A 24,130-nucleotide genomic window follows, 5' to 3' on the forward strand; every position below is an offset into this window, starting at 1 on the left:
GAATCGCCGCCACAACCTGCGCTGTAATAACAAGACCTGCCAGTTGGCGGGTCGTCTGTTTATGGTGCGGCTGTACTAGTGCTGGCGGCTGAAGGGGCCACCGGCAATGTGGGCAAGGCCGCGCTGGGCGTCTCGGCGGCGGTTTCTGCCGCGGATTTGGCGGGAGTGACCGGCTCAGTCGTGGCCGCTGCGGATAAAGCTAGCGTGACTTGTTCAGTCGTGGCCGAGGCAGATGAAGTTGCCGACTCGGTGGCAACCGCGGCAGAGACTGCCGCTGGCTTGACCTCATCCACCGCCGGTTTGGGCTGTTTGAGGCAGGGTTGCAGACTGCCGATGGTACTTAGTGATTGGCAAGGCACAGGCAGACCGATGGGCACAGGAGCGCCGAGGAACTTGGGCCCCTTGTCCAGCACATAGAGGTCGAGCAGCCCCATCAGGCGGGCAAAGACTTCCCGCACCCGGGTGCGGATCCCCTGATAGGCGCTGGGATCCTCGGCATTGAAGCCGACCGCATCGATACCGAAATGGCGGGCGATGAAAATGGCCCGCTCGTTATGAAAGCCCTGGGATACCACGGTAAAGCGCTCCTGGCCGAACACCTCTTTGGCGCGAACCACTGAGTCGAGGGTGCGGAATCCGGCGAAATCCATATAGATGGCGGAGGCGGGGATGCCCGCCTTGATCAGGGCGCGGCGCATCTGGCGTGGCTCGTTGTACTGCACGGTGGCGTTGTCACCGGAGACGATGATGAAGTCCACCTTGGCATTGTTGTAGAGCTCGGCCGCCGCCTTGATGCGGTATTTGAAGTAGTGGTTGGGGCCGCCACCGGAGAGATATTTGGAGGTCCCCAGCACCACCGCAACCCGGTTGTAGGGCACCTTGTCCACCTGATCGTAGGTGTAGTGACGGGCATCCGAGACGATCCATTCGCTGTAGCCCAGCAGCATGGCAATTAGGGCCAGCAGCAAAACGAGGCAGGCGAGGAGGATCTTGGCAAACTTCTTCATGCGCGGTGCGGTCAGGGTCTGAAGTTGGGAGTGGCTATCGGCATTCTATTACAACTCGGCCGCTGGCGTCAGGCTTGATAACGGGCGGGCTCCTCATTCGGGCAGAGGTTGTCGCAGCAGAAGAGGGAGTGCGGGGGAAAAAGAGAGGGGCTGCGGTGGCAGCCCCTCTGGTCGGCGAAGGTTTATCAGTGGGCGGAGTCGTTACCCTTGCAGGCGTCTGACTCCTTGTTGGCTTGCCACCAGGGCAGCAGATCCCGGGCGAGCCATGCCTGATAGGCGTCGCTATCGTTGGCGATCAGCCGGTCCAGCTCCCCTTCGAAGTCGCTCATCGCCTGCTGCCGATCCGGATTGCGCAGCGCCTGTGCCAGCGCCAGCCAGCTGGCGCCGCGACCGGTATCGTTGAGAAAGCGGTGCACGGTATAGGACCAGGAGTAGACCATCTCGCCACCCTGGTCGTAGTCAAGGTGGAGGATCGCCGCCAGTGTCGGGCGCTGGTTGGCGGGGCGGTTTGCCACGTTATCCAGACCCCGGGCAAAGCACTGGCCGTGGGCGATGTACTCTGCAATTCCCTCGGCCCACCAGGTAGTGCGGTTGAGCGGATAGTGGCCGAAGCTGCCGTACTGGTTGAAGCGGCCATCCAGATAGTGAACGTACTCGTGGCGCAGGTTCCACACCTGGAAGGCGGGGCGTTTCCACTCTGCCTCATAGGCGAAGAAGCGGGCCTGATTGCCGGGGCGAGCCGGATCCCCCTCGATATAGATGCCGCCATTGTCGGTGGAGACGCCAAACAGCGCGCTGCCGTAGCGGCCCCAGTCGGCGGAGGAGTTGAAGATCACCAGCTCCAGCGCCTCGTTGTGATCATCGGCCACCGGTTGCCAGCCTGTCTCCATCTGCTGGTGGAAGCGCTGCTCTTCATCACCCAGCTCGCGGCAGATCCCTTCGGCCTGAGCCTGAGTCAGATCCTGGGCGCGCAGACGCAGAGTGGGCGAGCAGGTGTGCTCGAACGGCAGAATATCTTCCATGCGGATCGGAGTACAAAGCCCGGCGAACTCGCCGCTGATACAGGCTTCGCTGGTGCGATCCGTGTAGGTGAGGTAGTAGCTGGAGAGGGTCAGGGAGACCTCTTCCAGCATGGCTGCCGGATGCTGGCCACCCGGGATCAGCCCCTGCTGGCGCATGATGGCGATGACATCGCGATCCAGCTGTTGGCGATAGGCAATCGCCTTATCCGGACTGGTGTGATGGAGGTAGCGCATCATCTGGTAGAGGCGGCTGTGGGCATCGAGGATGTTGTTGAAGATAAACAGATCCCGTGAGCCATCGCGCTGTTTCCAGAGGGCCAGCTCGCTCAGGCCCAGTTGCAGCAGGCTCTGGCGCAATGCCGCTTCCTGTTGCAGCACAGCTGCGCTGAAGTCGGCCTGCTGACCGTAAGAGGCGCTCTGATCGACCAGATTGAGCAGCTCGAACAGGCCATCGGCCCAGGGTTTGTGGCCATTGATCTGCGCCGCATGTTGCACCGCATAGCCGAGCGCCTGGTTGAGCTGGGCCAGCATGGGGGCGGCACTCTGGCGGAAGGCGGCTTGCCCAAGTTGTCCCTGCGCCGCCACGCTCCAGGCTTCCAGCACTGTGCCAGCCTGATCCTGTGGTTCAGCTCCCAGCAGCAATGGGTGGTTGAGCAGATCAATCATCACCCCGGCCAGTGCCCGGGCGGCCTGATCACTCTCTTTACCAACGCCGCCGTGGTAGTTGTGGGCGCGCACATAGTAGAGCAGCTTGTCCATTGCCGGATGGGTTGGCTGGTTGGCCGCCAGCAGAGCACGCATGCCGCGCACCACCGCCATCAGCTTGGCGTCATCGTGGCCGTAATCCGCCTGCCAGGCAGGACTGTTCTGGCCGCTCACGTCGGCTACCAGTTTGGCGGCATCGCTGTCGAGCAGATCCACATCGGGCTGCTCGGGCTCGGAGCAGAGACGACCGTTGGCGCGGCGGCACTCCAGCTGCTCCTCCTTGCTGGCCAGCACGATGGGGCGATTGAGCACCCGGCTCTCCTGCCACTCTTTGCTCTCTGGCAGGGGTTGCCACTCGCCGCCAGCGACCGGGTATTGGTAGCCGTTATCCTGCAGCGTCACCTGAACCTCGCTGCCAGCGGGGATCACCTGACGGCAGATGCGATAGCGGATGGTGTTGCTCCCCTCCTTGCGCTCCTGCGGCTCATCACACTCCTGCTGAGGCGTGAGCTGATCCAGCTGCCACTGATAGCGGCGCCAGACATGGATCTCGCTGACCTGAGCGGCAGCCTGACTGCCTGCCACCGGCTGCAGGCGGAAGAAGATCTGCTCCAACCGGCCATCCCGCTCACTCGGGGTCTCTTCAAGTACCTGCAACTGCTGCCAATCCTGCGGCTGATAGTGCCACTCCGACTCTGCGCAGCGGCCTTGTGCGTTGAGTTCGCAGCGATCCAGCTCCCTTTCGCTCTGACCCAGGATGATGGCTTGTGGCAGTGGCAGACGATCCTGCCGCTGGGCGGTCGGCGTGCCCGCCAGCTGCTCCCAGCGACCCTGCTTGAGGCCATAACCAAAGTCATAACTGCTGGCGGGAATGAGCTTGCCCGCCGGAATCCGATCTTCACAGCGCACGAAGCGGATCTGCCAGCCCGCATCTACCTTGAGCTGCGGCTCGCCACACTGCTGTTCGGCCAGTGCAGCGAGATCGCTGCTCTGCCAGTCGAAGCGACGGTAGACCCTGAGCTGCTGATAGGGGGCGTTGCTGCTGCGCGCCTTGAGCTCGTAAGTGATCTCGGTGATGCGAGCGGCCAGTTGCCGGCTCGATTCGCCAGTCAGCTGATACTGTCGCCAGTCATTGGGGGAGTAGTTGGCTTGCGCCGAGGATGTAGCCAAAAGCAGGGGGCCTGCCAGCAGCAGCCACCCGGTACCTGAACGGTTCATTTTTATCCCTTTGTTCTTGTTTGTGTATTGTCTTGCGAGTAATCGCAAGGCAATTTAAACAGTTCCAAAGGGATATCAATTGCCAATTAAAAATCAGATAAATCAATAAGATGGTGACTTTTTGAGTCTGATCGAATTATCGTGGGTTGGTGCCGCAGTAAGGACTCACATGTTTCTTTTTTGTTTTCAAAGAAGATCGGTAAATTGTGAGTCCGATCTCATTCAGCTTGTCGTGCCCGAGTGGTTTGTTGTCGGGCTACCTTGCCCAGCAGTTGGCGGGAGGGTTTGAGATTGCCGCCAAGGTCGGGCCAGGGGAGCCAGTGGTCGGGCACCATAAAGCCGGGCAGGGCGCTACGGATCCAGGCTGCCAGTTCGGAGTCGGGAACCGGCTCGCCGTGCCAGTCGATAAAGGCGGCGGGGCGTTGCCCCCACTCGTCGCTCGGTACCGGCACCACCAGCGCCTGGGCGACAGAGGGATGATCTACCAGTCGCTGCTCGATGGTTTCGGGCTGGATGTTTTCGCCACCCGAGATAAAGAGGTTATCGAGCCGTCCCTCTACCAGCAGTTCCCCTGCCGTAGTGAACCTTCCCTTGTCGCGGGTATGAAACCAGCCCTCGTCATCGAGGGGTCGTTCCAGCTCGCCATCTCGGTAGTAACCGGCGAATAGGGTGGTGCCGCGCACGCAGATCTCCTGCTCCCGGATGCACACCTCCCGTCCCGGTAGCGGTTTGCCAACTACGCCAGCATCGCCGGGGATAGCGGTGCAGACCTGACTGCCCATCTCGGAGAGACCATAACTCACCTTGGGTTCGAGCCCCATGGCGCAGAGGCGACTTACCAGCGGCTGCGGGATGGCGGCGCCACCGAGCAGCAATTCGCGCAGGCGGGTACGGGCGGGATCAAAACCCTCTGCCAGCAGGCGCCAGAGCTGGGTCGGCACCAGCGAGAGATGGGTAATGGGTTGCTGTTCAAGCCGCGCCTTGAGCGGCTGACTGCGATCGTCCAGCACCAGCGTGGCGCCCGCCAGAAAGACCCGAAACAGGATGGCGTAGCCGCCGACATGGAACAGCGGCAGGGAGAGCAGCCAGCCGCAGGCATCATCGAGGGGAATGAGGGTGGCAGAGCCGCGCGCCGAGGCAAGGTGGTTGCAGAGCCGGTGCACCACAGCTTTCGGCGTACCGCTGGAGCCGGAGGTGAGGATCATATTGTTGAGTTGGGTCGATTCCAGCGGCCACGCTTCCTCTCTTGCCGGCAGTTCGCGTGTGAAGTCGAGCTGCAAGGGCTGCCAGTTGCCTGCCGGGATCTCCCCTGCCGACCAGAAGGCATCGGCATCGAGTTGCACCGCCAGCTCACGCTGCTTTTCGAGAGGAAAGGCGGGATTGAGCGGGCAGAACACCACGCCGCTGCGCACGCAGGCCCACGCCAGCAGCACATCTTCCAGCGCACCGCGCACCACTGCTGTCAGATGATCGCCACGACGCACTCCGGCTTTTTCCAGCTGTTGGCACAGGCTGTTGAGGCGGGCATCGAGTTTGCGGTAACTGAGAGGCGAGGCGGTGTGGATGGCAATGCGGTTCGGGGCTGAGATTGCCCGGTGGCGTACCGGGCAAGGTGTCTGTTCGGGTGAACGGGAGGGGTCAATCACGGTAATACAGTTGCTCCAGTCGACTCAGATCCGGTTTGCCATCTTTCCCCAGCAGGTTGCCTGCCATCCAGCGGCGGGTATCCAGACCCGGCGCCTGTTCGGGAGCCCATTCGCCAGCCAGATGAAACAGCTGGTTCAGGCCCAGATCCGATTCGAAGCAGGAGGAGATGATCACCTTGAGCCGCAGTTCGCGGGCGCGGGCGATCAGCGCTTCGCAGTTGGCGAGTGAACCGAGCAGGGTAGGCTTGAGCACCAGCGCGCGCAGTTGCGGGATCGGCTCCCACGGCTTGCCTTGTGCCAGCAGTTCGTCCAGCGCCACCGGCATGCCGGTGCGGTTGGCGACAAAGGCGATGTCGGCAAAGTCGGCGCAGGGGTCTTCCAGATACTCGATGCGATTCGGGTCGAGGTGGCCGCAGAAGGTCCAGGCCTCCTCGCGAGTCCAGCCTTGGTTTGCATCCAGCACCAGCTTGATGGAGGGAAGGCGGTCGCACAGCAGGCGGATCAGCGCCAGCTCGTCACGCATCGGGTAGCGTGCCACCTTCAGCTTGGCCTTGCCGGGCGTGCGGTGCAGCCACTCTTTCCAGTTGCGCAGCAGCTCCTGGGGGAGCCTTGAATGAGGGGATAGGGCTCCGGCAGCGGGTTGCGCTGCTCGGGCCATGTCCGGCGCGCGCAGTCGAGGCCAAATTGCACCGACGGCAGCACGGGGTTCGGGGTGTCGCCAGCGGCCAGGGCTGCCAGCGTGGCAAGGGCTTCTGCCTCTGCCTGTTGCAGGCTCTCTTTCGAGAAGCCGGGCAGGGGGGCGATTTCCCCCCAGCCGTCGTTGATGCGCACCAACAGCCCCTCTCGCGCCACCTCCACCTTGCCGTGAAAGGTCAGGGGCTGGGTAAAAGGCAGTTGATAGCGATACAGGGCTAGTGTCATCAGGGGTTCCGCTTGTATTTGGAGAAGTCGGGGCGACGCTTTTCGTTGAAGGCGTTGCGGCCTTCCTGACCCTCTTCGGTCATGTAGAACAGCATGGTGGCATTGCCCGCCAGCTCCTGCAAGCCCGCCTGACCATCACAGTCAGCGTTGAGGGCGGCTTTCAGGCAACGCAGCGCCATCGGGCTGTTTTGCAGCATTTCACGGCACCAGCGCACGGTTTCGCGCTCCAGTTCCGCCAGCGGCACAACAGTGTTGACCAGACCCATGTCGAGGGCTTGCTGGGCATCGTACATGCGGCAGAGGAACCAGATTTCGCGGGCCTTCTTCTGGCCGACGATACGAGCCATGTAGGAAGCACCCCAACCGCCATCGAAGGAGCCGACTTTCGGGCCGGTCTGGCCAAACTGGGCGTTGTCGGCGGCGATGGTCAGGTCACACATCATGTGCAGCACGTGGCCGCCACCGACTGCGTAACCGGCCACCATGGCAACCACAGGTTTCGGGCAGGTGCGGATGTCGCGCTGGAAGTCGAGCACATTGAGGTGGTGAGTCCCCTCGTCATCCCGGTATCCACCGTAGTCGCCACGGATCTTCTGGTCGCCGCCGGCGCAGAAGGCTTTCTCGCCAAAACCGGTCAGGATGATGGTGCCGATCTGATCGTCATAACGGGCATCGGCCAGCGCCTGCAGCATCTCTTTGACGGTGCGGGGGCGGAAGGCGTTGCGCACCTGGGGACGGTTGATGGTGATCTTGGCAATGCCATCGTTGGACTTGTGATAGAGGATGTCCTCGTAACCGGCGGAGCAATCCTGCCACTCAACCGGAGCGTACAGTTCCGCTTCCGTCATTGCTTCAATCATGGTTTTTTCCTTCTGATCTGGGAGAGTGCAGTTGAGCACCGAGTTGAACTCTGAGTTGAGCAATCCCGGCATGTTGAACAGGTGCATACAGTTCAGCTTCCGTCATTGCTTCAATCATGACTCGTCTCTTCTTGTTGGTTGACCCACTCCGCGAGGAGTCGGGCGAAGTTATCAGGCTGATGGGCGTGCAGATTATGGCCGCCATCCAGCACCAAGTGGTTGATTCTGCGATTTTGGTTCGCCAGCTGGCAAGCCAGCTGATGGAATTTGTGATCCCGCTTGCCACTCACATAAGTAACCGGCAGCTGGCTCGCCATGAGCCAGGGGGCGAGATCCGGCTGCTTGCCGAGCGAAGTGGCGCGCAGCATGGTGGCGATGCCCAGGCCGTCGTTGCCAAGGCGGTGGGCGATCTGGCGGGCCCGGGCCGCATCGTCAAGATCGGCAAACACCCCTTGCCGGTACCAGTCTGCCAGCACGTCAGCCAGGGGCTCACGCTCAAAGCGCTGCGCCCACTGTTCATCGTGCTGGATACGGGCGGCCCGCTCATTGTCTGGTAGCCCCGGGTTGCAGTTCTCCAGCAGCAGCCCCCGCAGCCCGGCGGGCTCGCGGCTGGCGTGATAGAGGGCCAGTCGCCCACCAAGCGAGTAACCCGCCAGCAGATAGCGTTCAATATTGCGGCTGGCCAGCTCGGCAACCAGCCACTGGTGGCTCTGTTCAAAGTCGCTGACGGTGAGAGCACTATGCTGGCCGTGACCCGGCAGGTCGAGGGCGATGCAGCGGATGGCGGGCAGCCGGTCGATCACCGGTTGCCAGTCGCCGCTATCCCCCAGCAGGCCGTGCAGCAGCACCAGCGGTACATTGGCATCTTTATTTGCCACGGATGGCGGCCCCCAGCGCCTTGAGATCATCGGCTACCTGCTCGCTCGGTACCCGGATCTCGATCAAGGTAACGCCATGTTGGAGGGCGGCGCGGTAATCGTGCTCGAACTCGGGCAGGGTGGTCGGAGCCCGATAGGCGAGGCCAAACATGGCGGCGGCATGTTCAAAGCTGAGACCGTGGGGCAGCCGGTAGTAGCTCTCCAGCAGCTCCCCTTCGGTGGGCACCGGCAACATACGAAAGATGCTGCCGCCATCGTTGTTGAGCAGGATCACCACCAGCGGTCGGCTCGCCTTGCTGAGCAGGGCGAGGCTGTTGAGATCGTGCAGGGCGCTGAGATCCCCAAGCAGCAGGGTGGTGGGCTCATCACTGCCCGGCCGGGCCGATTGGGCAAACCCGTAGGCGGTGGCGATCAGACCATCGATGCCGGAGGCGCCACGGTTGGTCATCACCCGGCTCGGCCCCTTGCCCGTTTCGCCGAGCATATCCATCAGTCGGGCTGGCATGCTGTTGCCGACAAACAGTTGGCCTTCGATCAGGCGGTTGAGGCGATGGCAGACCCCAAGCTCGGAGAAGTGCTCACAGGCAGCGGCGATCTGCTGGCTGGCGTTGTGTTGCAGCTCGGCCAATGTGTGCCAAGGGGCTTGTGTGGTGACCGGATGGGCCGCAGCAAAGGCGCTGGCACTGCAGAGCAGCCGGTTGCGCAGCCGGTAGTCGGGATCGAGCCGCGCCGGTTGCGGATCCACCAGCCAGTAATCCTGCCATGAATGGTGCTTGATGAACTGGCCAAGCCGCTTGGAGACAAGCCGCGCGCCAAATTGCAGCAGCACCTCGGCGCGGCCCAGCTCGGCGACGAATTCAGGGTCGTTGAGCGCCAGATCCATGTGGATGAGGTTGCGGCTATCGAAGCGGATCTGGCTCTGCAGATCCGCCAGCAGCGGCCAGCCAAGTTGCTCCGCCAGCGCGGCGACCGTCTGTGCCTGCTTAGGCTCGGTGATCCGTCCGGCCACAATCACCCCGCGCTTGTGCTGCCACTCGCGCCACTCGGGTTGCGGCTGGCAGGTCGCCTCGCCCTGTTGCCACGGGCTCCATGGCCTCTGCGAGCCGAGCCAGTCACCGAGGGGGGCCAGATAGTCGGAGAAATCCTGATAGTGCTCGCCCGGGTAGAGGGGCTCGGGGTACATGCAGTTGAAGTGCACCACTCCGGGGGTGAGCACCTGCTTGGCCAAGGCTTGGTCCACCGAACTCAGCACAAACGCCGCCGGAATGGTCGGGGTGGGGCTTGGCAGGTTCTGCTGATAGACGGGGTAGCGGCCGAAGATCCCTTGCTGGTCGATCGCCTGATTGGCGCCGTTGTCGATAAGCTCGTGGGGGCGATCGGCGGATAGAATAATCAGCGGCACGCCGGTGAGCTGGGCTTCTGCCACGGCGGGCCAGAGGTTGGCCACTGCGGTGCCCGAGGTCATGATCACCGCCACCGGCCGGTTGCTCCCCTTGGCCAGCCCCAGCGCCATAAAGCCGAGACCGCGCTCGTCAAAGTGCAGGTGACGACGAAAGCCCTGATGTGCCGCGGCGGCCATGGTCAGCGGCGCAGAGCGGGAGCCGGGGGCCAGCGCGATGTCGCGTACCCCGAGGCGAAAGAGCTCCTCCAGCAAGAGGGAGGACCAGACGTGGTTGAAGGTGGCGTGCTGGCTCGAAAACGGTGTGCAGGCAAACTCTTCGCTGGCAGGCTCTTTACGGGTGGGCATAGGGGCTCTCGTAGCGTGAAAAGGGTGAATGACTATCCCAGCAGGGAGAGCACATTGGCGATCTTGTTGTCGAGTTCGGCCCACTCGGCGACAGGCTCGGAACCGGCGACAATGCCGGCACCGGCAAACAGGGTTACGCTGCTCGGCTGAATGCGGGCGCTGCGAATAGCGACCGAGAACTCGGAGGTCTCCCGGCTCAGCATGCCGCAAGCACCGGCGTACCAGCCCCGATCGTAGGGCTCGAACTCGCGGATAAAGGCGAGTGCAGCCTCGCGCGGAGCGCCGCCCACCGCCGGCGTCGGGTGGAGGGCGTCGAGCAACTGCCAGTCGCAGACCCCGGGCTTGAGCTCGGCTTCGATATCGCACTTGAGATGTTGCAGCAGCCGCAGTTTGAGAATGCGCGGCTCGGTCAGGGTGGCATCGTGGGTCAGTGGTGCCAGACGGCTCAGGATGTCGGCGTGTACCAGCCGGTTCTCCAGCCGGTTCTTGCTGTCGGCCAGCAGCTCGGCGGCCAGTTGGGCATCGACCTCTTCATCGCCGGAGCGGCGAATGGTGCCCGCCAGCGCCTCGGTAAAGAGGTGGCGATCTTCCCGGCGATAGAGCCGCTCGGGGGAGCAGGCGATAAAGGCCTGCTCGGGGGAGAATTGAAAACCGAAGTGGAAACAGTCCTGGGCGTGGCGGGCCCACTGGTCGAGCATGGCCCAGGGATTGATGTCTGCATCATGGTTCGGACTGGTCAGCACGCTCTCCCGCGACAGCACCACCTTGGGAGTGTGGGCCTGAAAATCGGGGGCGGTGACGCGCTCCACCAGCGTCTGCCACTGGGCGGGGCCGGGGCAATCCTGTCGCTGCCAGGGCTGCTTTTGCAGGGCGGGCAGCGGGGCTTCCGGGCGCAGGGCATCGAGGGCGGCGTCGGCCGCCTGCAGTTCGGCCTCGAGATTGTTTTCATCCAGCCAGAGGTTGAGGCAGAGGCTGACGCACTCGCCACGGCGCACCAGCTCGATGCGGGGCAGCACGAAACGGCAGGGGCCAAACCCTTGCCAGCCTGATTGGGCCGGATCAAACGCCAGTCCGCCATAGTAGCGAGGGCTGTCGTCATGATGCTGGTTGGCAGTGTTAGTGCACACCTGCTTGATGGCGTGCGGCTCGGTCAGTTCATGGATGGCGCCCAGCGCGACATACTCGGGACGAGCTTCTCCACGGGCCTGCCAGTAGATGCGGGGATAGAGGGTTTGCGCCGCGAGCCAGCCCAGAAAGGAGCGGATTTCGATCGCCACTCGCAACCGTACGAAGCCGCTGACGTTGCTGTGACGCAGGGCGTCCAGTTGTTGCTTGATATGGGTCTGAGCCAACATGGATTCTTTTCTGAGCCGGGTAGTAACGAGCGATCCGGTAGCTGGATGCCGTAGGTTTATGCCAAAGGGCGATGATTTCCTATATATTATCTGCCCATTCGTCCATGTAAATCGCCCGCGGGAGCTTCACTCTCCGGGGCCAAGTATACCCAAATCCGGTTCGATAACCCTTAACACGATCAATATCCGATTGTTTGGCCATCACAAAATGACAAATACCTTCTCTGTTTGGTTGCTGGCGGCGCGTTTGCGAACATTGCCGCTCGCCTGCTCTTCCATCCTGCTGGGCTCGGGGCTGGCTGCCAGTCGTGGTGCCTTCGATGGCTCCATCATGGCGCTCTCGCTGCTGACCGCCATCCTGCTGCAGATCCTCTCCAATCTGGCCAACGATTACGGCGATGCGGTCTCCGGCGCCGATAACGGCGAGCGGATCGGCCCGCAGCGGGCGGTGGTCTCCGGCCTTATCACCAAAAAGCAGATGTGCGTGGCGATGGGGCTGACTGCGCTGGCGGCGGTGGCCAGTGGCCTGCTGTTGCTGGGCTGTGCCTTTGGCGGCCAGTGGCTGCAGATTTTGGCATTTGTGGTGCTGGGTGGCGCGGCCATTGTCGCGGCGGTGACCTACACCGTCGGCAAGACTCCCTACGGCTATCGCGGGTTTGGCGATATCTCGGTGTTCCTCTTCTTCGGTCTGCTCGGGGTGCTCGGCTCCTACTACCTCTTCACCAAGACGCTGGAGTGGGATCTGCTGCTCCCTGCGACAGCCTGTGGTCTGCTGGCAACCGCCGTGCTCAATATCAACAATGTGCGCGACATCGAGACCGACGCCGCCAGCGGCAAGATCACCCTGGCGGTGCGCCTTGGCCGCAACCGCGCCATCGCCTATCACTGGGTACTGTTGGGGGCGGCGTTGCTGGCAACCATCGCCTTTATCCTGATCCAGCCCGCCAGTTTCTGGCCGTGGATCTTCCTGCCCGCCATGAAGCCTCTCAGCGATGCGGCCAAGACCCTTCGCGAAAGCTACGATGGCGAGGTGCTGACCGGTGCCCTCAAGAAGACCGCCATCAGCGCCTTTCTGTTCAGTCTGCTGCTCTCCATCGGGTTGGCGCTCTCCTGACAGCTGGTCGCAGCTCGCCAAGGCGAATAATGAAAAGGGCTCCCGAGATGGGAGCCCTTTTTGGTTTTGGCCGGTTTAGCTGGCGCGCGCCGCCCTGAGCGGGTGACGGGAGAAAATCAGGGTATCCAGCAGCCAGATGGTGACCATGGAGGCGCCCACCAGCGGGAAGGCGATCCCCAGCAGGATAAGCAGGGCGATGGCTCCACGCATCGGCGGCAATTTGGCGGGCAATGGCGGCGCGGCGAGACGGCCCTGCGGACGACGGCACCACCAGATCCACAGACCACTCACGGCGCTGGCCAGCACCATCAGGCAGATAAGCAGCATGGCGAGCTGATGGGGCCAGCCGTAGAGCTTGCCCATGTGCAGCATGACGCCGCTCTCCACCGTCTTGGCGACCGTGCCGTAATCCTGCCAGCGCACATCGGCCAGCACATTGCCGCTGTATTGATCGATATGCAGGGTGGCGTCGTTGCGCGGATCGTCGGCAAACAGGGCGATGGTGTAGACGCCGGTGGCGCCGACCGGCGGGGTGATGCTGTAACCCGGTTGGACTCCCCGCTCATGGGCGATCTCGACCACCTGTTGCAGCGGGATCCGCTGGCTGGCCATCACCACTCCCTCGTGCTCGCCGTGGTTCATGGCGCCGTGATCGTGCGCTTCATCGATCGGCTGCGAGCTGGGCATGGGGGTATTCTCCACCGCCCAGGGGACGGTCTGCTCGTGAGCCTGATTGAGGGTGCGGGCCAGTGGCGCCGATTTGGGCACCTCATTCCACATGGCGGCCGGGAAGCGGTTCCAGACCGCGGCAAACTGATCGCCCCAGAAACCGGTCCAGGTCATGCCGCTCAACAGCAACAGCAGCAGGAAACCAGCGCCCCAGAAGCCGACCACGGCGTGCAGATCCCGCCACCAGAGACGGCCGCGCTGGCTCACCCTGGGCCAGAGGATGCCGCCCACCCCAGGCCCCTTGCGTGGCCACCAGAGGTAGAGGCCGCTCAGCAGCAGTACCAGCCCCCAGCCTGCAGCCAGTTCGATCAGCCGATCCCCCGTGGTGCCGAGCAGCAGGTCGGCGTGCAGGGCGCGGGCTACCGCTTGCAGATTCCACTTGTTGTCCATGGTGCCGAGCAGGGCGCCGCTGGCGGGGTCCATAAACAGGGTCAGCTCGCGATCCCCCTGATTGACGATGAACTGGGCGCTCTGGTCGGGTGCGGCAGGCGGCAGGTATTTACGCAGGCTGGCATCGGGCATGGTCATCATCGCCTTGGCCAGCAGCTGGTCGGCACTCAGGGTCTGGCTGGCGGTAGCGACCTTCATCAGCTCGGGGTACATCAGGTTGTCGAGCAGGGGTTTGAACAGATAGACGATCCCGGTCAGTGACAGCAGGATCAGGAAAGGGGCGACAAAGAGACCGGCGTAGAAGTGCCAGCGCCAGATCCGTTGGTAATGACTCGAGTCCCTGTTTTTCATTGCACATCCTTGTTGGGGCGCTAAACCTTTCGGTTGGTGGAATGTTTGTGGCGGCGCGGATAATAGCAGTAACGTTTCGTTAACTGCAATCGCACATCTTGATATCGATTCAGTGCGGGATGTCGGTAACATGAGGTGTAGACGGTTTGCAGGATAGGATGATCACGCTTTGGGGAAAGCCTGTTTGCTGCTGGACTTTTCCTTATAAATTATTACCTTGTGGTAACAATTTGCAGGCGATGGTGGTGGTAACGGAATGGGTGCAGTCATGCAGCCACATGGGCAATTCGACATGGAGCGCAGGGGCCAGATGCTGATCTGCCGCCCGAGTGGCCCCTTCAATCTGGCTGGTGCCATGGCCTATGAGGCGCGCTTTCGTCACGAACTGGCCGGATTGATGGATGGCCCCTGGGGGATTGTCGAGGTCGCGACCGAGTTTGAAGCGGCCGGGCCCGAGGTGCTGGCCCGTTTTCGTCGCCAGTTTGGCTGGTGTGCCGAGAGCGGCTGTCAGTTTCTGGCGGTGGTCTTCGTGGGGGGCTTCAAGCGCTATCTGGCGGATAACATCTTCAAGGATCTGCAGTTTCGGGCGGTGCGTTACTTCGAGCAGGAGGCAGCGGCCATCCAGTGGCTGGGGGAGCAGCTCAACACAGCTCCCTGTGAACCTGCGAGCGCTTGACGACCCCGCATTCTGGTTGGCTCGGGTTTACTCCAGCTTGATAAACCACTTGTCCCGCTCGTCAACACAGTCGGGTTCACCCATTTCGAATTCGCGGCAGATCAACGGCCGCACCTCGTACATGGATGGGGCACATCATCGTGGTGAGTGTATTCGAGGAGCCTGGTTAATCCAGCTTGATAAACCACTTGTCCCGCTCGTCAACGCAGTCGGGTTCACCCATTTCGAATTCACGGCAGATCAGCGGCCGCACCTCGTAGATACGGCACATCATGGTGTTGCGGTCGAGGGCGGCGCACCAGCCGTCGTCCAGCCGGCGCATGACCGGTATCTCGCCATCCCGTTCCAGTACATAACGGTCCGGCACGCCGGTATCGGTAAAGAGCATCACTTCGAGGCGGCAGCAGCAGGCTTCGCAGTTCTGGCAACTCACATCGGTTTGGATTGCTTGGGTCATGGTGCCTGTCTTGCCGCATGGCGGCATCGGAGATATGAAACAGGCGCCTGTCAGGCGCCTGTGGTCTGGCTAACGGCTTGCAAAAAACCTTAGCCCAGTTTGCGGGCGCGGTAGCTGCGACCCTTGATCTTGCCTTCCTGCAACCGCTTGAGGGCGGCGCTCGCCACGCTGCGCTTCACCGCGACGTAGGAGTACTGCTCGGAGATCTGGATCTTGCCGACGTCGGCGCCGGCAATGCCGCCTTCACCGGTCAGGGCACCCAGAATGTCACCGGCCCGCACCTTGGTCTTGCGGCCTGCATCGATGGAGAGGGTCACCATCTGCGGGGCGATCGGCTTGATGTCGCGGCCGATGCTGTCGAGATCACCCAGCGGCATCGGAGCCTGCTGGTACTCTTCGATAAAGTTGACGCGCTGGGCCTCGTTCGGCTGATAGAGGCTCAGGGCCAGACCCTGCTGGCCGGCACGACCGGTACGACCGATGCGATGCACGTGCACTTCGGGATCATAGGTCAGCTCGTAGTTGATGACGGCGCCCAACTCTTTGATGTCGAGGCCGCGGGCCGCCACATCGGTGGCCACCAGAATGGTGGCGCTGCCGTTGGCAAAGCGCACCAGCACCTGATCCCGCTCGCGCTGTTCCAGATCGCCGTTCAGCGCCAGCGCCGAGAAGCCCTTGGCGGCCAGATGGTCGGCCACGTCGTTGCAGGCGCGCTTGGTGTTGCAGAACACCACGCAGGAGCTGGGCTGGTAGTGGCTCAGCAGCCAGGTGAGGGCGTCGAGGCGCTGACCGGCAGGCACTTCGTAGAGCTTCTGTTCGATGGCGCTCCCCTCGTGCAGGGACTCCACGCTCACCTCGACCGGATTGCGCTGCACGCCGCGGCTCATCTGGGCGATCCCTTCCGGATAGGTCGCGGAGAAGAGCAGGGTCTGACGCTGCTGGGGGGCATAGCTGATGACCCGGTTGATATCTTCGCCAAAGCCCATGTCCAGCATGCGATCCGCTTCATCCAGCACCAGCGTCTTGAGGCCGGAGAGCTCCAGCGTGCCTTGCTCCAGATGCTTGAGAATACGACCCGGGGTGCCGACGGCGATGTGGGCACCAAAGCTCAGGGTGGCGGACTGAGGTGCGGTCGGGGTGCCGCCGCACAGGGTGACCAGCTTGACGTTGGGCAGGGCACGCGCCAGACGACGGATCTCGGTGGCCACCTGATCCGCCAGTTCGCGGGTCGGGCAGAGTACCAGCGCCTGCACTTCGAGGCGGTTGACGTTGAGCTTGGCCAGCAGGCCGAGGCCGAAGGCGGCGGTTTTGCCGCTGCCGGTTTTTGCCTTGGCGATCAGGTCTTTGCCATCGAGCACCAGGGGCAGGCTCTGGGCCTGGATCGGGGTCATCTGCAGGTAACCCAGGCTGGTGAGGTTCTCTTGCAGGGCGGGGGAGAGATTGAGGCTGCTAAATTCGCTGTTGTTCACAAAAGGACTCTATTTCGGAGAAAACGGGGATGCGCGAGCGCTAAGGCCGCGCATCATACCAGAATGTGGCACCGGATGTGGCGGATTTTTGAACGGCTGGCCACGAGGGGCCATGAAAGGTTCATTTGTTGCCAAACCGATCGCGGACGAGCACCGACAATGCGATAAGGACCATTTTTCAAACACTCATCTAATTATTTATCGCGGATAAACGTTTTCTATTTTCAGTGTTTTAATATAATGATTTGGAAATATTTCACGAACGGTTACTGCGCCACAGGGAATGTTACTAAAATGCTGATTAAATATTTTCAAAGAACATGAAAACGGCACCAACCTTACCCAGTGCGATGTTTTTAAAGGGATTTATATTTCCATGTTGCGCGATTAATATCAGTTCATTGCACAATTAATTTAAAAACGTTTGTATTATCTTGCCTCCATAATATTGCGCGGGATTGTGATGGCTATCTGATTTTTAAATGTGCAAATGTCTATGATGGCGCCGGTCAAAAATTACAATTTACTCAGGTGCTACAGGTATGGAATACGTTCACTTTGTGCTCGGACTGGTGATGGTCCTCGCTCTCTCTCTGCTGGCTAACCGCCACAACTGGAAACAGATCAAGCTGCGTTATATCGGCCAACTGCTGGTGGTCGAACTGGCGCTGGCCTGGTTCATGCTGAACTCCGAAGTGGGTCTGGCGGTGGTGGGGGGCTTCGCGGCCGGCTTCACCAAGCTGATGGAGTTTGCCAAACAGGGTACCGACTTCGTGTTCGGTGGCCTGGTCAACGAAGGGGCTTTCTCCTTCTTCCTGATGGTGCTGATGCCCATCGTCTTCATCTCCGTGCTGATCGGTATTCTGCAGTACATCCGTCTGCTGCCGCTGGTGATCCGCGGTATCGGTACCGTGCTGGCCAAGATCAACGGCATGGGCAAGCTGGAGTCTTTCAACGCCATCAGCTCCATGATCGTCGGCCAGTCCGAGAACTTCATCGCCCTCAAGAACATCCTGCCGCACCTGAACGAGAAGCAGATGTACACCCTGGCGGCGACGGCCATGTCTACCGTCTCCATGTCCATCGTCGGTGCCTACATGCAGCTGATCGAGCCGCGCTACGTGGTTGCCGCGCTGGTGCTCAACATGTTCAGTACCTTCGTCGTGCTGTCGCTGATCAACCCCTACGAGCCGGATAACTCCGTGACCGACATCAAGGCCATTGCCGAAGGTGACGAGCACCACACCCCGAAGAAAGAGAACTTCTTCGAGATGCTGGGTGAGTACATCATGGCCGGTTTCACCGTTGCCGTTATCGTGGGTGCCATGCTGGTGGGCTTCATCGCCCTGATCGCCCTCATCAACTACCTGTTCGAGATGGCATTTGGCGTGAACTTCCAGTTCGTCATGGGCTACCTCTTCTACCCGATCGCCTGGATCCTGGGTATCCCGAGTGGTGAAGCGCTGCAAGCCGGCTCCATTATGGCGACCAAGCTGGTGACCAACGAGTTCGTGGCGATGATGGATCTGGGCAAGGTGGCTGCCGAGCTCTCTCCGCGCACCGTCGGCATCCTCTCCATCTTCATGGTCTCCTTCGCCAACTTCAGTTCCATCGGCATCATCGCCGGTGCGGTAAAAGCGCTGAACGAAGAGAAGGGCAACATGGTTTCCCGCTTCGGTCTGAAGCTGGTCTACGGTTCCACCCTGGTCAGCCTGCTCTCTGCTGTTATCGCAGGCATCATGATCTGATCCCCTGGCGGCACCCGCCACGGTTTGGGCCCCTGACCTCGTCAGGGGCTTTTTGTTTCTGGCTTACAGCCGCCAGCCGCACCACCAGCCAGCGACCAGCAAGGTGAGAGTGCAAAAGCCGGTTTCATGATCTGATCCCCTGGCGGCACCCGCCACGGTTTGGGCCCCTGACCTCGTCAGGGGCTTTTTGTTTCTGGCTTACAGCCGCCAGCCGCACCACCAGCCAGCGACCAGCAAGGTGAGAGTGCAAAAGCCGGTTTCGATGGCGCCGCCGCTGCGCAGCGGCCAGCCCGGCAGGCGGTAACGGCGTTTGATGGGCCAGAAGAGCGGAATGCCCGCCGGGGTGAGCCAGTCCCCCAGCAGATGGCTGAGGTAGCCGACGATAAGCGCATCCTTGACCCCCATGGGCAGGGTGCCCGGCGGCAGGCTCTGGTTCAGCCCCCAGACAGCGGCGGCGACCGCCAGCAGACTGTGGGTGAAGCCGCGATGGCCGAACAGTCGCGACAGAGGTTTCGAGATCCACGGCAGGCGCTGCCCCAGCACCGATTTGGGGTGGTCGAGGTCGGGCAACAGGGCGCTGGCCAGCGCGGCAGGGATGGTCTGCCACAGGCTGGCATCGGCCAGTGCCGGAGTGAGCTGCAGTTTATGGGCGATCAGGGTGCAGGTAACGGAGAAGAGCAGGTGCCCTTGGGCGGTCATGATGATTACGGCGTGGACAAGATGGCGGCGCATCTTACCAGCCTGACGGTTGTGGTCAGCTCTTATTTTAAAAATCAGGATGTTACGGCGAAAAAGCGCCCAAGCAGGGCGCCTTTAGGGTCTCTTTACAGCTTGCCTTTGACCAGCCACTTGTCGAGGGCGTTGGCGAAGCGCTGTTTGTCGGCGGCATTGAAGGGGGCCGGGCCGCCGGTCTGCACGCCAGCCGAGCGCAGCTCTTCCATAAAGTTGCGCATGCCGAGCCGTGCCTTGATGGTCTCGCGGGTGTAGATCTCGCCGCGGGGATTGAGCGCCTCGCCACCGGCATCGATCACCCAGGAGGCGAGGGGGATGTCGCCGGTGATCACCAGATCGCCGGGCTGAACCTGCTGGGCGATGACATGATCTGCCACATCGAATCCCTTCTCCACCTGCTGGGTTTTGATGAAGGGCGAGGGGGGCACCCGCAACCCCTGATTGGCCACCAGAGTGGTGACGACCTGGGCGCGGTGGGCGGCGCGGTAGAGGATCTCCTTGACCGGAATGGGGCAGGCATCGGCATCAACCCAGATGGGCATGGCATGGTTTCCTGTAGTGAAAGCGGATGGAAAACGAGAGCGGCCATGTTAACACAGGCCTCCCCTTCCCGGCGCGGGGCTGAGTCGGCCCTGCCTTTGGTGTAAGCTGGGGCCAGCACATGAAACGAGAAGGAGACGAGATGGATCGGGTGCCCGGTGAAGTGATTTATGCCCTGACCCTGGATGGCAAGGGTGGCATGGCGCCGCTGACGGCGGGAAGCGAAGTCCCGGCGGCACATCCCGGCTGGCTGCATCTGGATTACGGCAATCCCGATTCGGCGCGCTGGCTGTTGCAGACTCCCTTGCTCAGCGAGGCGGCCAGGGAGTCGCTGCTCGGCCAGAGCAATCGTCCCAAGCTGGTGCGGATGGGGGAGACGGTGCTGCTGATCCTGCGCGGCATCAACCACAACAAGGATCACAGGCCCGAAGAGATGGTGGCGCTGCGCATCTTCATTACCCCGGATCTCATTATCAGCAGCCGTCGTCGTCCGCTGCTCTCAGAACAGGATGTCTTCAACCAGCTCAAGCTGGGGGGCGGCGCCGATACCCCGGCCGACTGGCTGGTAGAGATCTGTGATGCCCTGACCGACCGGGCGGGGGAGTTTGTCGAGGAGCTGCACGACAAGATCCTCGATCTGGAGGAGATGGTGCTGATGCGCGACATGCCCGCCAATGGCCGCTTGGCGCTGATCCGCAAGCAGCTCATCATGATCCGCCGCTACCTCTCCCCCCAGCGGGATCTGGTGGCGCGGCTGGCCAACGAGAAGATCAGCTGGCTGGATGAGGATGACCGCCGTCGTCTGCTCGATATCGCCGACCGGCTGCGGCGCTGGCTCGATGACCTCGATGCCGGGGTGGCGCGCACCGCTGTGCTGGCAGACGAGATCAACAATCTGATGGCGGAGGCGACCAACCGCCGCGCCTACCAGATGTCGGTGATGGCGCTGCTCTTTTTGCCCGCCAGCTTCCTGACCGGTCTGTTTGGCATCAACCTCGGCGGTATCCCCGGTGCCGAGAATCCGACCGCTTTCTGGGTCTTCTGCGGTTCGCTGGTGGCGCTGGCCAGCGGGCTGGCTATCTGGCTCAAACATCGGCGCTGGTGGTAAGGAGGCATAACCCATGTGGCAATCAATTGGCCTGACCCTGCTGCTGTTGCTTGGGCATACCCTGATCCGGCGGCTTATTCACAAGAGTCTGCTGGCGCTCGGTCAGAGCAGGCAGGTGAGCGAGAACCGGGTGCTCTACGTGGCCCATGTGTTCCACTTCCTGCTCGGCTGCGCCACCTTGCTGGTGCTGGCCGGGGTGTGGGGGCTCGACTTCTCCCGATTGGTGGTGCTCGCGTCCTCCTTCTTTGCGGTATTGGGGGTCGCCATGGTGGCCCAGTGGTCGATCCTCTCCAACATCACCGCCAGCATCACCATCTTCTTCGCCTTCCCCTACAAGATTGGCGACCGGATCCGCATCCTCGACAAGGATGATTCGGTCACCGGCGTCATCACCGAGATCGGCCTCTTCTACGTGCGGGTGCGTGATGACAACGGCGATCTGGTCACCTATCCGGCCAACCTGATCCTGCAAAAGCCGGTCAGAAAGCTGGAGGGCAAGGTGGTGGAACCGCTGCAACCGGAGTAGAAAGCAACCGGAATAACAAAAGGCTCCCTCGGGAGCCTTTTTACTGTGCGGTGGGTGGCGCTAGCGTTCGAAGAATCGGTAGAGGTGCTCCACCTGAACCGGGCAGTCGGCCACCTGATGCAGATGTTCGCGGGCCTGCTCGACCGTGCCGAAACTGACCGGGCAGCCGAGGGTGTCGGTCAGCTCGTAGAGGGCGCCATCCTTGCCTCTGAATTCGATGAGCCAGCCGGGAATGGCCACGTCGTGGAGTATTTCGGCCTCTTGCAGGATCTGTTGCTGATAGAGCTTACGAAGTTCACTGACTGTCATGATGCTCTCCTGTGGGGAATATCCAGCTCCAGTCTATGCCTGCCCTTTATATGCGGCAACGGGATCATCCCCGCAGGACCTCCCATGCCCAGCGGATGCGGACAAAGGTCTCGGCATTGCCGCCCCGATCCGGATGGTGCTGCAGTGCCAGCTCCCGCCAGCGGCGGCGGATCGCCTCCTGACTCGCCCCTTCATTCAACTCGAACAGGGCTAGCGCCTCGGCTTTGTGTCCCTTCCCGTCATAAGCGCGCCAGAAGCGGTTGAGCAGGGCCTCAACTTCGGCACGATCGGTCTGCCAGAACACCCGCCAGTCGAGATAGTAGCTACGCAGATTTTCGCCAAGGGCAAAGCCGTGGCTAGCCTCCGAGCTCCCGACCAGTGGTTCGAGCCGGATATCCAGGGTGCTGATCACCAGCCACCAACCCTCTTCATAAAGCTCGGCCTGCAGCTGGTAGAGGGCGTTCATGATCAGGAAGTTGACCCGAAACAGCTGCAGCTGCTCGTCATCGGCCAGCCGGGGGATCGCTCCCTGCTGGCGCAGAGCCGCCATCAGTTCATGCACCTTGTAGCTGCCCGCCGCCTGTTGCAATAGCACCAGCAGAGGGGCGATCAGCGGGTTGGCGTTCTGGTCGCTCATGGGGTGCGATTCCTCCGGATGAGATCTGTGGTGACAGCTGGGACCACCGTACAGGCGAGGGGGCGATGAGCCAGAGTGACATCTGCCAGAGGGCGGGGCAAGACGCGGTGGCAAGGGCGGCGCAGAAAAAGACCGCCAGCAGGCGGTCATGTCATTTCATGTGGCCGGATTAGATGGGGCTCTCCTTGCGGAGCTCGCCGACACAGTCGGCCAGCGCCAGTACCAGTGCGGAGCGCACCATCTGATCGAGCCGGTTGAGCTGCATCTGGTAGAAGGCCCAATCCTCTTCGCTGGCGGGGGGCTCCAGCTTCATCATGCCGCCCTGATTGACCCCGTGCAGGCGGTCGAGCAGATCGCGGATCGGCTTGTCGCTGAAGCGGTAATCCTTGGGGTCGCGCACCAGAAAGTCGCGGATCTTGATATAGGCTTCGATATCCTGATAGCGCTCGAGTGAGATGAGGCCGAGGGCGAAGATGAGCTTGAGGCGCACCTCCAGCTGGCCGAGGGGGCCGCTCTGGTTGAGCAGGGGTTCGATGGCGTATTTGACGGCATACTCCTCCTGACGGAACGCGCGTCGCATCAGGGAGTCGACCGCCTCTTCCAGGATGGTCACGGCTTCGAGAAAGAAGCCGCGGGGGCCATCCTGCTCGTTCAGTCGTTCCAGTACTTCATCTTCCTGGTGTGTGGTCATAGGTGCATTGGGTCCAGCTGACAGGGAGAGAGTGGGCCTCTCTCCCGGTTTTTATCATATGGGGCACATTCCCTTGCCATTCAAGCGCTTGGCGCGCTATCAGTGGTGGCTGAATGCGCCGCAAGCAGGGTATTACAAGGTCTCGTAACGAGCCACTATGGTGCGGACGATTTCGCTCTCAGCATCCAGTCCGGTGACGCGGGCCAACGCTTTGGCCGGGCCAAGCTCCGCCAGCAGCTGTTGCAGCTCGACCGCCTGTGGATCATCGGCATTGCGATAGTGCAGCGCCGCGGCGATCCCCTCCTGCAACTGCTCGTTGGGCAGGCCGTACTCCAGGGTGCCCAGCAGCGGCTTCACCAGCCGATCCCCCGCCGCCAGCTTGCGCAGCGGCTGACGACCGACCCGGTCAATCTCGTCCACCAGATAGGGGTTGGCGAAGCGGGCCAGGATCTTCTCGATGTAGGCGGCGTGCAGGCGCGGGTCGAAGCCGTAGCGTTTTACCAGCACGGCACCGCTCTCCTCCATGGCGCGGCGCACCTTGCTGCGGATCACCGGATCTTCGATCGCCTCGCGCACTGTGTGGTAGCCCCGCAGTTTGCCGAGGTAGGCGGTGACGATGTGGCCGGTGTTGAGGGTGAACAGCTTGCGCTCGACGAAGGCCATCAGGTTGTCGGTGGGTTCCATGCCCGCCACCTGTGGCAGCTCCCCCTTGAACTGGGTCTGGTCGACGATCCACTCGCTGAAGCTCTCTACCGTCACTTCCAGCGGATCATCGTTGGCAGCCGCGGCGGGCGGCACGATGCGATCCACCGCCGAGTCGACGAAGCCGATACAGGATTCGAGCGTGGCATGATACGCGACCGGCAGGTACTTGAGTACCTCCCGCTTGAGGTGGCTGGTGCCGCGCACCATGTTTTCACAGGCGATGACGTTCAGCGGAGTCAGGTTGCCGGCATCGAAGCGGGCTTGCAGCCCCTTGGCCAGAGTGCTGGCAATCTTGTCCAGAATGTTGGGGCCCACTGCCGTGGTGACCAGATCGGCGGTGATGATGCGGGCGATCACCTCGTGACCGGCGGAACTGACCGCTGCCACGTTGCGCACCACGTCCAGCTTCTGATCCGCACCCACCACATGGACCTTGTACTCCTGACGGTGGTTGAGCTGGTCGATCAGGGTGTCGTTGACGTCGGCGAAAGTGACCTGATGGCTGGCATCCGCCAGCACTTTGCCGATAAAGCCGCGACCGATGTTACCAGCACCAAAATGCAATGTTTTCATGATATTAACCTCTTGA

General features: G+C 61.8%; 22 protein-coding genes and 2 pseudogenes. 5 read left to right on the plus strand and 19 right to left on the minus strand.

Annotation, left to right across the window (positions count from 1 at the left end; genetic code table 11):
* Positions 1-59: 59 nt before the first annotated feature.
* The 9 genes and pseudogenes from ACTG1K_RS05320 to ACTG1K_RS05360 form a co-directional block, all read right to left on the minus strand.
* Positions 60-1,007, minus strand: coding sequence for a SanA/YdcF family protein (locus ACTG1K_RS05320; RefSeq protein ID WP_440004907.1), 948 nt, complete (start codon positions 1,005-1,007; stop codon positions 60-62).
* 185 nt (positions 1,008-1,192) lie between these two features.
* Positions 1,193-3,952: a collagenase gene (locus ACTG1K_RS05325; RefSeq protein WP_440004908.1), complete on the minus strand. Its 2,760-nt coding sequence runs from the start codon at positions 3,950-3,952 to the stop codon at positions 1,193-1,195.
* Between the two features lie 218 nt (positions 3,953-4,170).
* A complete protein-coding gene (gene menE, locus ACTG1K_RS05330; protein WP_274161343.1) occupies positions 4,171-5,598 on the minus strand; it encodes an o-succinylbenzoate--CoA ligase in 1,428 nt (475 codons plus the stop codon).
* Positions 5,591-6,519 (minus strand): annotated as a pseudogene (gene menC, locus ACTG1K_RS05335) (o-succinylbenzoate synthase). The gene menE and the pseudogene menC overlap by 8 nt, the downstream one beginning before the upstream one ends.
* Positions 6,519-7,379, minus strand: a complete 861-nt coding sequence (menB, locus tag ACTG1K_RS05340; protein WP_005354934.1) for a 1,4-dihydroxy-2-naphthoyl-CoA synthase — start codon at positions 7,377-7,379, stop codon at positions 6,519-6,521. Before menB ends, menC begins: the two are co-directional and overlap by 1 nt.
* Positions 7,372-7,497 (minus strand): hypothetical protein, encoded by a 126-nt coding sequence (locus ACTG1K_RS05345; RefSeq protein WP_265114016.1) that lies wholly within the window; start codon positions 7,495-7,497, stop codon positions 7,372-7,374. The genes menB and ACTG1K_RS05345 overlap by 8 nt, the downstream gene beginning before the upstream one ends.
* Entirely contained in the window at positions 7,490-8,287 is a 798-nt protein-coding gene (gene menH / locus ACTG1K_RS05350; protein WP_440004909.1) for a 2-succinyl-6-hydroxy-2,4-cyclohexadiene-1-carboxylate synthase, read from the minus strand. Before menH ends, ACTG1K_RS05345 begins: the two co-directional genes overlap by 8 nt.
* Entirely contained in the window at positions 8,247-10,004 is a 1,758-nt protein-coding gene (gene menD / locus ACTG1K_RS05355; protein ID WP_440004910.1) for a 2-succinyl-5-enolpyruvyl-6-hydroxy-3-cyclohexene-1-carboxylic-acid synthase, read from the minus strand. The genes menH and menD overlap by 41 nt, the downstream gene beginning before the upstream one ends.
* Positions 10,005-10,036: 32 nt before the next feature.
* Positions 10,037-11,359: an isochorismate synthase gene (locus ACTG1K_RS05360; protein ID WP_440004911.1), complete on the minus strand. Its 1,323-nt coding sequence runs from the start codon at positions 11,357-11,359 to the stop codon at positions 10,037-10,039.
* Between the two features lie 208 nt (positions 11,360-11,567).
* Here ACTG1K_RS05360 and ACTG1K_RS05365 point away from each other — a divergent pair, with 208 nt between their 5' ends.
* Complete coding sequence (locus ACTG1K_RS05365) at positions 11,568-12,473, plus strand: 1,4-dihydroxy-2-naphthoate polyprenyltransferase (protein WP_440004912.1); 906 nt, start codon at positions 11,568-11,570, stop codon at positions 12,471-12,473.
* A 75-nt stretch (positions 12,474-12,548) separates the two neighbouring features.
* Here the strand turns inward: ACTG1K_RS05365 and ACTG1K_RS05370 are convergent, their stop codons facing one another.
* A complete protein-coding gene (locus tag ACTG1K_RS05370; RefSeq protein WP_440004913.1) occupies positions 12,549-13,943 on the minus strand; it encodes a PepSY-associated TM helix domain-containing protein in 1,395 nt (464 codons plus the stop codon).
* A 268-nt stretch (positions 13,944-14,211) separates the two neighbouring features.
* Between ACTG1K_RS05370 and ACTG1K_RS05375 the strand changes: the two genes are divergently transcribed.
* A complete protein-coding gene (locus ACTG1K_RS05375; protein ID WP_201908173.1) occupies positions 14,212-14,619 on the plus strand; it encodes a hypothetical protein in 408 nt (135 codons plus the stop codon).
* Positions 14,620-14,646: 27 nt separating this feature from the next.
* Here ACTG1K_RS05375 and ACTG1K_RS05380 read toward each other — a convergent pair.
* From ACTG1K_RS05380 to dbpA, 3 genes and pseudogenes are all read right to left on the minus strand, one after another.
* Positions 14,647-14,742 (minus strand): annotated as a pseudogene (locus tag ACTG1K_RS05380) (YkgJ family cysteine cluster protein); the annotation flags it as partial.
* A 43-nt stretch (positions 14,743-14,785) separates the two neighbouring features.
* Positions 14,786-15,076 (minus strand): YkgJ family cysteine cluster protein, encoded by a 291-nt coding sequence (locus ACTG1K_RS05385; protein WP_005341481.1) that lies wholly within the window; start codon positions 15,074-15,076, stop codon positions 14,786-14,788.
* 89 nt (positions 15,077-15,165) lie between these two features.
* Positions 15,166-16,545 carry an ATP-dependent RNA helicase DbpA gene (dbpA, locus tag ACTG1K_RS05390; RefSeq protein WP_042053613.1) on the minus strand — a complete coding sequence of 460 codons (1,380 nt, stop codon included), beginning with the start codon at positions 16,543-16,545 and terminating at the stop codon, positions 15,166-15,168.
* A 542-nt stretch (positions 16,546-17,087) separates the two neighbouring features.
* On the opposite strand from dbpA, the gene ACTG1K_RS05395 reads away from it, so the two are divergent.
* A complete protein-coding gene (locus tag ACTG1K_RS05395; protein WP_005363118.1) occupies positions 17,088-18,293 on the plus strand; it encodes a NupC/NupG family nucleoside CNT transporter in 1,206 nt (401 codons plus the stop codon).
* Positions 18,294-18,491: 198 nt separating this feature from the next.
* Here the strand turns inward: ACTG1K_RS05395 and ACTG1K_RS05400 are convergent, their stop codons facing one another.
* Together ACTG1K_RS05400 and ACTG1K_RS05405 are read right to left on the minus strand one after the other, a co-directional pair.
* Positions 18,492-18,992 (minus strand): metal-dependent hydrolase, encoded by a 501-nt coding sequence (locus tag ACTG1K_RS05400; protein ID WP_031227918.1) that lies wholly within the window; start codon positions 18,990-18,992, stop codon positions 18,492-18,494.
* Positions 18,993-19,117: 125 nt separating this feature from the next.
* On the minus strand, positions 19,118-19,567 hold the full coding sequence (locus ACTG1K_RS05405) for a YaiI/YqxD family protein (protein WP_005335916.1): 450 nt from the start codon (positions 19,565-19,567) through the stop codon (positions 19,118-19,120).
* 140 nt (positions 19,568-19,707) lie between these two features.
* Here ACTG1K_RS05405 and zntB point away from each other — a divergent pair, with 140 nt between their 5' ends.
* On the plus strand, positions 19,708-20,673 hold the full coding sequence (gene zntB, locus ACTG1K_RS05410; RefSeq protein WP_005341467.1) for a zinc transporter ZntB: 966 nt from the start codon (positions 19,708-19,710) through the stop codon (positions 20,671-20,673).
* Positions 20,674-20,686: 13 nt separating this feature from the next.
* Entirely contained in the window at positions 20,687-21,199 is a 513-nt protein-coding gene (locus ACTG1K_RS05415; RefSeq protein WP_005335914.1) for a mechanosensitive ion channel domain-containing protein, read from the plus strand.
* Positions 21,200-21,259: 60 nt separating this feature from the next.
* Here the strand turns inward: ACTG1K_RS05415 and ACTG1K_RS05420 are convergent, their stop codons facing one another.
* The 4 genes from ACTG1K_RS05420 to ACTG1K_RS05435 all read right to left on the minus strand — a co-directional run bounded on the left by ACTG1K_RS05420 (position 21,260) and on the right by ACTG1K_RS05435 (position 24,114).
* Positions 21,260-21,508 (minus strand): hypothetical protein, encoded by a 249-nt coding sequence (locus ACTG1K_RS05420; RefSeq protein WP_005363113.1) that lies wholly within the window; start codon positions 21,506-21,508, stop codon positions 21,260-21,262.
* Between the two features lie 64 nt (positions 21,509-21,572).
* Entirely contained in the window at positions 21,573-22,145 is a 573-nt protein-coding gene (locus ACTG1K_RS05425; RefSeq protein WP_440004914.1) for a DNA-J related domain-containing protein, read from the minus strand.
* 169 nt (positions 22,146-22,314) lie between these two features.
* A complete protein-coding gene (locus tag ACTG1K_RS05430; protein WP_425855381.1) occupies positions 22,315-22,836 on the minus strand; it encodes an MltR family transcriptional regulator in 522 nt (173 codons plus the stop codon).
* A gap of 132 nt (positions 22,837-22,968) precedes the next feature.
* Positions 22,969-24,114 carry a mannitol-1-phosphate 5-dehydrogenase gene (locus tag ACTG1K_RS05435; RefSeq protein WP_421244414.1) on the minus strand — a complete coding sequence of 382 codons (1,146 nt, stop codon included), beginning with the start codon at positions 24,112-24,114 and terminating at the stop codon, positions 22,969-22,971.
* Between the last annotated feature and the right edge of the window lie 16 nt (positions 24,115-24,130).

The sequence above is a fragment of the Aeromonas sp. 102P genome (assembly GCF_051920345.1).
Classification (GTDB): Bacteria; Pseudomonadota; Gammaproteobacteria; order Enterobacterales; family Aeromonadaceae; genus Aeromonas; species Aeromonas veronii.

Bases quoted from the DNA above. Each gene is read 5' to 3' on its own strand.
- ACTG1K_RS05365 (WP_440004912.1), top strand. From the start codon at position 11,568: ATGACAAATACCTTCTCTGTTTGGTTGCTGGCGGCGCGTTTGCGAACA.
- ACTG1K_RS05375 (WP_201908173.1), top strand. From the start codon at position 14,212: ATGCAGCCACATGGGCAATTCGACATGGAGCGCAGGGGCCAGATGCTG.
- ACTG1K_RS05345 (WP_265114016.1), bottom strand. From the start codon at position 7,497: ATGATTGAAGCAATGACGGAAGCTGAACTGTATGCACCTGTTCAACAT.
- ACTG1K_RS05325 (WP_440004908.1), bottom strand. From the start codon at position 3,952: ATGAACCGTTCAGGTACCGGGTGGCTGCTGCTGGCAGGCCCCCTGCTT.
- ACTG1K_RS05420 (WP_005363113.1), bottom strand. From the start codon at position 21,508: ATGACAGTCAGTGAACTTCGTAAGCTCTATCAGCAACAGATCCTGCAA.
- ACTG1K_RS05360 (WP_440004911.1), bottom strand. From the start codon at position 11,359: ATGTTGGCTCAGACCCATATCAAGCAACAACTGGACGCCCTGCGTCAC.
- ACTG1K_RS05435 (WP_421244414.1), bottom strand. From the start codon at position 24,114: ATGAAAACATTGCATTTTGGTGCTGGTAACATCGGTCGCGGCTTTATC.
- ACTG1K_RS05430 (WP_425855381.1), bottom strand. From the start codon at position 22,836: ATGACCACACACCAGGAAGATGAAGTACTGGAACGACTGAACGAGCAG.
- menH (WP_440004909.1), bottom strand. From the start codon at position 8,287: ATGATCTCAAGGCGCTGGGGGCCGCCATCCGTGGCAAATAAAGATGCC.
- ACTG1K_RS05405 (WP_005335916.1), bottom strand. From the start codon at position 19,567: ATGCCCATCTGGGTTGATGCCGATGCCTGCCCCATTCCGGTCAAGGAG.
- ACTG1K_RS05415 (WP_005335914.1), top strand. From the start codon at position 20,687: ATGTGGCAATCAATTGGCCTGACCCTGCTGCTGTTGCTTGGGCATACC.
- zntB (WP_005341467.1), top strand. From the start codon at position 19,708: ATGGATCGGGTGCCCGGTGAAGTGATTTATGCCCTGACCCTGGATGGC.
- menB (WP_005354934.1), bottom strand. From the start codon at position 7,379: ATGATTGAAGCAATGACGGAAGCGGAACTGTACGCTCCGGTTGAGTGG.
- ACTG1K_RS05320 (WP_440004907.1), bottom strand. From the start codon at position 1,007: ATGAAGAAGTTTGCCAAGATCCTCCTCGCCTGCCTCGTTTTGCTGCTG.
- menD (WP_440004910.1), bottom strand. From the start codon at position 10,004: ATGCCCACCCGTAAAGAGCCTGCCAGCGAAGAGTTTGCCTGCACACCG.
- ACTG1K_RS05395 (WP_005363118.1), top strand. From the start codon at position 17,088: ATGGAATACGTTCACTTTGTGCTCGGACTGGTGATGGTCCTCGCTCTC.
- ACTG1K_RS05370 (WP_440004913.1), bottom strand. From the start codon at position 13,943: ATGAAAAACAGGGACTCGAGTCATTACCAACGGATCTGGCGCTGGCAC.
- ACTG1K_RS05425 (WP_440004914.1), bottom strand. From the start codon at position 22,145: ATGAGCGACCAGAACGCCAACCCGCTGATCGCCCCTCTGCTGGTGCTA.
- ACTG1K_RS05385 (WP_005341481.1), bottom strand. From the start codon at position 15,076: ATGACCCAAGCAATCCAAACCGATGTGAGTTGCCAGAACTGCGAAGCC.
- ACTG1K_RS05400 (WP_031227918.1), bottom strand. From the start codon at position 18,992: ATGACCGCCCAAGGGCACCTGCTCTTCTCCGTTACCTGCACCCTGATC.